We start from the raw sequence: 7,556 nt of genomic DNA, 5'->3' as shown, positions 1-7,556 counted from the left end.
AAACAGGGTGATCAGCAGCAACAGCAGGCGACGCAATATATAGATGATCATGCTTATTCCTCGCTGCTCTCATCACGGTAAACCCCGGCAAACGAGGCATTCCCGAACGGACTTAGCACCAGACCTTTAATATCATGGCGATATGCCTGTAAACGCAACGATGACGCCAGCGGCAATACCGGTAATTCCTGCGCCAGAATTTGCTGTGCCTGATCGTAGCTGTCGATGCGCGCCGAAAGTTGTTGCGACAACAGCGCCCGTTGCAATGATTCATCAAAGGCCGGTGAACACCAGTGCGCAAAGTTGGTCTGCGAGCGGATGGCTGCACAGCTCAACAGTGGCCGAAAGAAGCTGTCCGGGTCGTTACTGTCTGTTGCCCAGCCGGTCAGCGTCAGATCATGATTCATCGCCATCAACTGCGCTTCCTGGAAACGGCCTTCCACCGGCGCGATGGTGACGCGCACGCCAACCTGAGCCAAATCGGCTTGCAGCAGTTCAGCGGTTTTCAGTGGGCTGGGGTTCCAGGATTGTGAGGTGGTAGGCACCACCAGTCGCAAGTGCAGATCTTCCAGCCCGAGCGCTTTCAGCGCTTCACGAGCTTTCGCCGGATTGTATTCAGTGACCCGCGCATCATTATCATACGCCCAGGAAGCACGCGGTAAAATGGAGGCGGCGGTTTCGGCAGTGCCGTAATAGATCGATTCCATCAGGCGTTCGTTATTGATCGCCAGTGCCAGCGCGTGACGCACTTCCGGGCGGTCCAGTGGCGGTTTACGCGTGTTGAAAGCTAAATAGGCGATGTTCATGCCGGGGCGCAGCGTCATACGTAAACGCGGGTCATCACGCAGGATGGATAGCTGACTGGCTGCCGGATAGGCCAGTACATCGCATTCGCCGGTGAGCAATTTCGAAAGACGTCCCGTTCCGCCCACGCCAAGATCGATCACCACCTGTTGCAGACGCGGCACACCTTTCCAGTACTGCGGATTACGCGCCAGGCGCAGATATTGCCCGGTGCGGTACTCGCTCAACTGGAACGGTCCGGTACCCACCGGTTCGCGATCCAGACGCTCCTGCTGGCCTTTCGCCGTCAGCTTGTCGGCGTATTCCTGTGACAGGATTGGCGCGTAATGCGTAGCGATGTGCCAGAGGAAAGAGGCGTCCGGACTGTTGAGACGGATTTCGACCGTGTCGTTGTCCAGTTTTTTAACGCTTTGTACCGAGTCCGAGAATTGCAGACTATCGAAGTAGGGATAGCTGCCGCCGTTGACGTTATGCCATGGATGCTGGCGGTCAAACATGCGCGCAAAGCTGAACACCACGTCATCGGCATTCATTTTTCGCGTGGGTTTAAACCAGTTTGTGTGCTGGAAAGAGACATCTTTGCGCAGATGAAAACGATAAGTGGCACCGTTGTCACGCACTTCCCAGCTCTGTGCCAGGTCTGGAATCAGGCGATAAGTGTAAGGGTCCACATCCAGCAGGCGGTCATAGAGCTGTGCCGCCAGCGTATCCACAACCAGGCCGCTGCTGACCATTTGTGGATTAAAGGTATTGACCGTGCCATTGACGCAATAAACAAAACCGCTATTACGGATATTATTGGTTGGTGCGGCCAGCGCAGACGCACTCAATACGCTGAGACCGAGCAGCAGCGAGGAGAATAATTTTGGCATAGAACTCAACGATTCTGAGGCAATAGCGTGAGTGTATCGCAAACGTCACGCACTCCCCAAATTCATGATGGTTCTGCGCTGTTTTTCGCCAATCTGGCGAAGGGGTAATCACAATGTTAGTGTGGAAATGAGAAAAATTCTCAATTAGGGCTTTACAGATGATAATAAGAATGATTATTATTCTTCTGCGCTTCGACGGTGGCTCTACCGAAGAAGAGCACGACATTGCTCACATTGCTTCCAGTATTAAGTTGCCCGCCTAGTGCGGGCTTTTTTTTGTGTGTCGTTTTTCCCGTCATCTTTTGCACTGCTGCTGCGTTGGCTGCGCGCACTAACCCCAGTCACATACTGATGTATGCTCCCGGGGATTAGTGCACTTGCCGCCTTGCATCAGCACAAAAGCTTTAGGGAAAACCGACCCACACCTGAGCTGTCGTTGGAAAATCTTTCGACCAGTTAAACGATGATGTGGGGACTTCTCCGCTAGCAGCAAAGCCACGATGTACGCCCTAATAATCACCAGGGTGCACATTTTCATCTTATGTGGCTAAGGCTAATCCATATCACGTGCCGGATACCGTGCTTGTTCATAATTTATCGTAATTGTTGGTACGTCATCCGCAGTAATTCGGCGCCGCAGCGTTTGCAGCACGCGCTTTGGTGTTCAATCTTCGTCCCGCGCCTGAATGCCGTGCTTTTTCATCATGGCGCGCAATTGATGGTAGGTAACGCGCAGTAGCTCGGCGGCGCGGCGTTGGTTGTATTTTGCCTGTTGCAAGCTGGCTTCGACCAGGTCGCGTTCCTGCTGGTTTTGCCACTGACGAAGATCGAGTGGCAGGGAGGGTAAGCCTCTGGAGCTGGGCTCGGGGAGGGTTTCAGGCGGGGCGCTGCGCGGAGCGAACGGATTGATAATGATGTTATCCAGTTCCTCTTCTGCACTGTGATGGCGATACACCGAGCGTTCAACCACATTCTTCAATTCGCGCACGTTGCCCGGCCAGCTGTAGGTGAGCAGCGTGAGCTGAGCACGTTCGCTGAAACCGGGGAATAATGGCAGGCCGAGCTCGCGGCACATCTGGATAGCAAAGTGTTCTGCCATTACCAGGATATCGCTGCGGCGTTCGCGCAACGGCGGCAGTTGCACCACATCAAAAGCGAGGCGATCGAGCAGGTCGGCGCGGAATTTTCCTGCCGCAGCCAGCGCGGGTAAATCCTCATTGGTGGCGCACACCAGCCTCACATTCACCTGCAACGACTGGTTGCCGCCAACACGCTCTAACTGGCCGTATTCGATGACGCGTAGCAACTTCTCCTGCACCAGCATCGGCGCGGTCGCCAGCTCATCGAGGAATAAGGTGCCGGCATCAGCGCGTTCAAAGCGACCAAGATGACGTTTTTGCGCCCCGGTAAACGCCCCGGCTTCGTGGCCGAACAGTTCGGAATCCAACAGGTTTTCATTCAGCGCTGCGCAGTTCAGCGACACAAAAGGCCCTTGCCAGCGGTCGGAGAGGTAGTGCAGGCGGCTGGCAATCAACTCTTTCCCGGTTCCGCGTTCGCCTATCACCAATACCGGTTTTTCCAGTGGCGCGAGACGGGAAACCTGCTCCAGCACCTCCAGAAAGTTATTCGATTCGCCCAACAGGTTATCGTTGCCATTTGCCATGATGAATTTCGCCACTGGTTAATCAATTTCACTACCTTAATGGATGCTTGTGCGAATGTAAAATATGCAAATTGAGCAAAATCAATAAATTAAAAGTTGGCACGCCATTTGTATTAAGAAACCGTGCACCGCACAACCACATGACAAATAGAGGAACATCATTATGGGTATTTTTTCTCGTTTCGCCGACATCGTGAACGCTAACATCAATTCCCTGCTGGAACGCGCCGAAGATCCGCAGAAACTGGTACGCCTGATGATTCAGGAAATGGAAGACACGCTGGTGGAAGTTCGCTCCACCTCAGCGCGCGCGCTGGCAGAAAAGAAACAGCTGCTGCGCCGTATCGAGCAGGCCGAAATTCAGCAGGCTGAATGGCAGGAAAAAGCTGAGCTGGCCATCAGCAAAGAAAAAGAAGACTTAGCGCGTGCTGCGCTGATTGAAAAACAGAAACTAACCGATCTGATTGCAGCACTCAAACAAGAAGCCATTCAGGTTGAAGAAACACTGGATCGCATGAAAGGCGAGATCGGTGAGCTGGAGAAAAAACTCAGCGAAACCCGTGCACGCCAGCAGGCCTTGACGCTGCGTCATCAGGCGGCATCTTCTTCCCGCGATGTGCGCCGTCAGCTGGACAGCGGTAAGCTGGATGAAGCCATGGCGCGCTTCGAGTCCTTCGAACGTCGTATCGACCACATGGAAGCGGAAGCGGAGAGTCAGCGTTTTGGTAAGCCAAAAGGTCTCGACCAGGAGTTTGCCGAGCTGAAAGCTGACGACGAAATCAGCCAGCAACTGGCCGCGCTGAAAGCCAAAATGAACCGCAGCGAGTAAGGGACGTAGGGCTCGACGCTGAGCCCCTCGACCAGAGTGTTAATGATTAAGGAGAGTCAATGAGCGCACTTTTTCTCGCCATACCCCTGACGATCTTCGTGCTCTTTGTGGCGCCGATCTGGTTATGGCTGCACTACAGCAACAAACGCAACGGTGGCGCGGAACTGTCATCAGGCGATATGCAGCGTCTGCAACAGCTGACGCAAGACGCGCGCCGCATGCGTGAACGTGTGGAAGCACTCGAAGCCATTCTGGATGCGGAGCATCCAAACTGGAGGCAACCATGATGAATGGCCGCAAATTGTGGCGCATCCCGCAGCAAGGCAAAGTGCGCGGCGTCTGTGCCGGTCTGGCGGAATATCTGGATATTCCGGTGCGCCTGTTACGTGTGATTGTGGTGCTGTCGCTGTTTTTCGGGTTGTTCATGTTTACCGTGGTGGCGTACTTCATCCTGGGCTTTGTGCTGGATGAAAAGCCCGCAGATGCACCAGACCAGCATACGCCAACTGCACTTGATTTACTGGATGAGCTGGAAACATCGTTGAACAGTGATGAGCGTAACGTGCGAGATATCGAACGCTACGTCACCTCCGAGACCTTCAGCGTGCGCAGCCGCTTCCGTCAAATCTGATTTTTTCCGCCGGGCCCACTGCGGGTCCGCTTCACCGCATATTCTTAAGGAGTGGAGATGTACAATTCGCGTATGACTGCTCTGCGCCGCCGCGCAACACCTGCGTTGAAGTCGGCGGGGAAATTCATCATCATCAGTGCAGTAACCTATGGGCCCGGCGGATTAGCTGGCTGGGCAGTGAAATCGGTGGCGCGTCGCCCGTTGCGCCTGCTTCTGGCGGCCGCCCTGGAACCGTTGCTGAGTAAGGTATTCAAACGCCTGTCAGCACGTTTCGTCAGGGAGATGGATGAAAAGACTGCAAAATGAACTGGCGGCGTTGATGAATCGCGGTGTTGACCGCCACTTACGCCTTGCCGTAACGGGGCTGAGCCGCAGCGGCAAAACCGCCTTTATCACCTCGCTGGTGAACCAACTTCTCAATGTACACAGCGGCGCCCGTTTGCCGCTGTTTTCCGTTGTGCGTGAAGAGCGCCTGCTGGGCGTCAAACGTGTGCCGCAGCGTGAGCTGGGCACGCCACGTTTTACCTATGACGAAGGGCTGGCGCAACTCTATGGCACGCCTCCCATCTGGCCAACGCCGACACGCGGCGTCAGTGAAATGCGTCTGGCGCTGCGCTATCTGCCAGAGCAATCACTGCTGCGCCACTTCAAAGATACCGCCACGCTCTATCTGGAAATTGTCGATTACCCTGGTGAATGGCTGCTCGATCTGCCGATGCTGGCGCAGGATTACCTCAGCTGGTCACGACAGATGATGGGCTTGCTGCAGGGCGATCGCCAGCAATGGGCGGCGCGCTGGCATAGCCTATCTCAGGATCTCGATCCTTTTGCTGCAGCGGACGAAAATCGTCTGGCGGATATTGCCGCGGCCTGGACGGATTATCTGCATCAGTGCAAAACCGAGGGATTGCACTTTATCCAGCCTGGCCGCTTCGTGCTGCCGGGCGATATGGCAGGTGCCCCGGCACTGCAGTTCTTCCCCTGGCCACAGCTGGATGAGATTCACGCCAGCAAGCTGTTGCAGGCTCCCGCAGGCAGTAACTTTGCCGTGCTGCAACAACGCTTTAACTACTACTGCCAGCATGTGGTGAAGGGTTTCTACAAAAATTATTTTCTGCGATTTGACCGCCAGATCGTGCTGGTGGATTGTCTGCAACCGTTAAACAGCGGGCCGCAGGCGTTCAATGATATGCGGCTGGCACTGACGCAGTTGATGCAAAGCTTCCATTACGGGCAGCGCACGTTGTTCCGTCGTCTGTTTTCCCCGGTGATTGACAAACTCTTGTTTGCCGCCACCAAAGCCGACCATATCACCGCCGATCAGCACGCCAATATGGTGTCGCTGTTACAACAGCTGGTTCAGGATGCCTGGCAAAACGCGGCGTTTGAAGGGATCAGCATGGATTGTCTTGGACTGGCGTCGGTGCAGGCCACCGAAAGTGGGCTGGTGGATCATCGTGGCGAAAAGCTGCCCGCGCTGCGCGGTCATCGTCTTCATGACGGCGAAGCGCTGACCTTCTATCCCGGCGAAGTGCCGCCACGTTTGCCCGGGTATCAGTTCTGGCAGCAGCAGGGATTTCAGTTTGAACAGTTCCGGCCGCAGCAGTTGGATGTCGATCGGCCGCTGCCGCACATTCGCATGGATGCCGCGCTGGAATTTTTACTTGGAGATAAATTGCGATGAGCGACGAAACCCCATTAAAACCGCGCATTGATTTTGCACGACCGCTCGAAGATGAGGCGCAGAAACCGCTACGTGCGGCGCAAACTTTTAGTAAGGAAAGCGAGAGCGCGTTTCTTGCCACTCAAGAGTCAGAGCCGCCGGCAGAGGGCGAAGGTGAAAAAGTGGTTGAGGCCGCGCTACGCCCCAAACGCAGTCTCTGGCGCAAGCTGGTCGGTCTGGGTCTGGGGATTTTTGGCATCAGCGTGGTCGCGCAGGGCGCTCAGTGGATGCACGATGCCTGGATCACGCGTGATTGGTTCTCACTCGGCACCGGTGTGGCTGGAGGCCTGATTGTGATTGCCGGAGCCGGGGCATTAATTGGCGAATGGCGTCGTCTTTATCGACTGCGCCAGCGAGCCGAAGAGCGGGATATCGGGCGGGAATTACTGCACAGCCACGGTATCGGTAAAGGCCGTGCATTTTGCGAAAAGCTGGCCCAGCAGGCGCAGCTCGATCAGGCGCATCCGGCTTTGCAGCGCTGGCACGCGGCGCTGCATGAAACTCATAACGATCGTGAAATAGTGATGCTTTACGCGCAACTGGTGCAACCGGTGCTGGATCGTCAGGCGCATCGTGAGATCAGCCGCCACGCTGCGGAATCGACACTGATGATTGCGGTGAGCCCACTGGCGCTGGTGGACATGGCGTTTATTGCCTGGCGTAACCTGCGGCTGGTCAACCGTATTGCGGCTATTTATGGCATTGAGTTGGGCTATTTCAGCCGCATCCGCCTGTTTCGCCTGGTATTGCTGAATATGGCCTTCGCCGGTGCCTCAGAACTGGTGCGTGAAGTGGGGATGGATTGGATGTCGCAGGATATCGCGGCCCGCCTTTCGGCACGCGCTGCACAGGGTATCGGTGCCGGTTTGCTGACCGCGAGATTAGGCATCAAAGCCATGGAATTATGCCGTCCACTGCCCTGGCTGGAAGATGATAAGCCGCGTCTTGGGGATTTCCGTCGGGAATTACTGGTTCAGCTGAAAGAATCCCTGTCTAAGAGTGGGGATAAAGCAGGGCAGGCTGCTAAATAACAT

8 protein-coding genes are annotated in these 7,556 nt (G+C 55.3%); 6 read left to right on the top strand and 2 right to left on the bottom strand.

Annotated elements, in window-relative coordinates; translation table 11 throughout:
• Window positions 1-53: 53 nt before the first annotated feature.
• Together sapA and pspF are read right to left on the bottom strand one after the other, a co-directional pair.
• The gene (gene sapA, locus RT340_RS20585) at window positions 54-1,676 is read right to left on the bottom strand and encodes an ABC transporter substrate-binding protein SapA (protein ID WP_200536840.1); all 1,623 of its coding nucleotides are present in this window, start codon (window positions 1,674-1,676) and stop codon (window positions 54-56) included.
• A gap of 664 nt (window positions 1,677-2,340) precedes the next feature.
• On the bottom strand, window positions 2,341-3,339 hold the full coding sequence (gene pspF / locus RT340_RS20580; protein WP_313377607.1) for a phage shock protein operon transcriptional activator: 999 nt from the start codon (window positions 3,337-3,339) through the stop codon (window positions 2,341-2,343).
• Between the two features lie 163 nt (window positions 3,340-3,502).
• Here pspF and pspA point away from each other — a divergent pair, with 163 nt between their 5' ends.
• From pspA to RT340_RS20550, 6 genes are read left to right on the top strand one after another with little or no spacing between them, the layout of a single operon-like run.
• Window positions 3,503-4,168 (top strand): phage shock protein PspA, encoded by a 666-nt coding sequence (gene pspA / locus RT340_RS20575; protein WP_034821385.1) that lies wholly within the window; start codon window positions 3,503-3,505, stop codon window positions 4,166-4,168.
• Between the two features lie 59 nt (window positions 4,169-4,227).
• On the top strand, window positions 4,228-4,455 hold the full coding sequence (gene pspB, locus RT340_RS20570; RefSeq protein WP_034821383.1) for an envelope stress response membrane protein PspB: 228 nt from the start codon (window positions 4,228-4,230) through the stop codon (window positions 4,453-4,455).
• On the top strand, window positions 4,452-4,799 hold the full coding sequence (gene pspC, locus RT340_RS20565; protein WP_211728457.1) for an envelope stress response membrane protein PspC: 348 nt from the start codon (window positions 4,452-4,454) through the stop codon (window positions 4,797-4,799). Before pspB ends, pspC begins: the two co-directional genes overlap by 4 nt.
• Before the next feature lie 57 nt (window positions 4,800-4,856).
• Window positions 4,857-5,105: a phage shock protein PspD gene (pspD, locus tag RT340_RS20560; RefSeq protein ID WP_097117020.1), complete on the top strand. Its 249-nt coding sequence runs from the start codon at window positions 4,857-4,859 to the stop codon at window positions 5,103-5,105.
• Entirely contained in the window at window positions 5,086-6,483 is a 1,398-nt protein-coding gene (locus tag RT340_RS20555; protein WP_211728458.1) for a YcjX family protein, read from the top strand. Before pspD ends, RT340_RS20555 begins: the two co-directional genes overlap by 20 nt.
• Window positions 6,480-7,553: a YcjF family protein gene (locus RT340_RS20550; RefSeq protein WP_211728459.1), complete on the top strand. Its 1,074-nt coding sequence runs from the start codon at window positions 6,480-6,482 to the stop codon at window positions 7,551-7,553. Before RT340_RS20555 ends, RT340_RS20550 begins: the two co-directional genes overlap by 4 nt.
• Window positions 7,554-7,556: the final 3 nt, after the last annotated feature.

The sequence above is a fragment of the Pantoea sp. CTOTU50773 genome (assembly GCF_032082325.1).
GTDB lineage: Bacteria > Pseudomonadota > Gammaproteobacteria > Enterobacterales > Enterobacteriaceae > Pantoea > Pantoea communis.
The sequence above is the reverse complement of the archived record's forward strand: the minus strand, read 5'-3'. Positions and strand labels throughout refer to the sequence as shown.

What these genes read in the sequence shown, in the direction of transcription:
- RT340_RS20550 (WP_211728459.1), top strand. Translation starts at nt 6,480, where the DNA reads ATGAGCGACGAAACCCCATTAAAACCGCGCATTGATTTTGCACGACCG.
- pspF (WP_313377607.1), bottom strand. Translation starts at nt 3,339, where the DNA reads ATGGCAAATGGCAACGATAACCTGTTGGGCGAATCGAATAACTTTCTG.
- RT340_RS20555 (WP_211728458.1), top strand. Translation starts at nt 5,086, where the DNA reads ATGAAAAGACTGCAAAATGAACTGGCGGCGTTGATGAATCGCGGTGTT.
- pspB (WP_034821383.1), top strand. Translation starts at nt 4,228, where the DNA reads ATGAGCGCACTTTTTCTCGCCATACCCCTGACGATCTTCGTGCTCTTT.
- pspC (WP_211728457.1), top strand. Translation starts at nt 4,452, where the DNA reads ATGATGAATGGCCGCAAATTGTGGCGCATCCCGCAGCAAGGCAAAGTG.
- sapA (WP_200536840.1), bottom strand. Translation starts at nt 1,676, where the DNA reads ATGCCAAAATTATTCTCCTCGCTGCTGCTCGGTCTCAGCGTATTGAGT.
- pspA (WP_034821385.1), top strand. Translation starts at nt 3,503, where the DNA reads ATGGGTATTTTTTCTCGTTTCGCCGACATCGTGAACGCTAACATCAAT.
- pspD (WP_097117020.1), top strand. Translation starts at nt 4,857, where the DNA reads ATGTACAATTCGCGTATGACTGCTCTGCGCCGCCGCGCAACACCTGCG.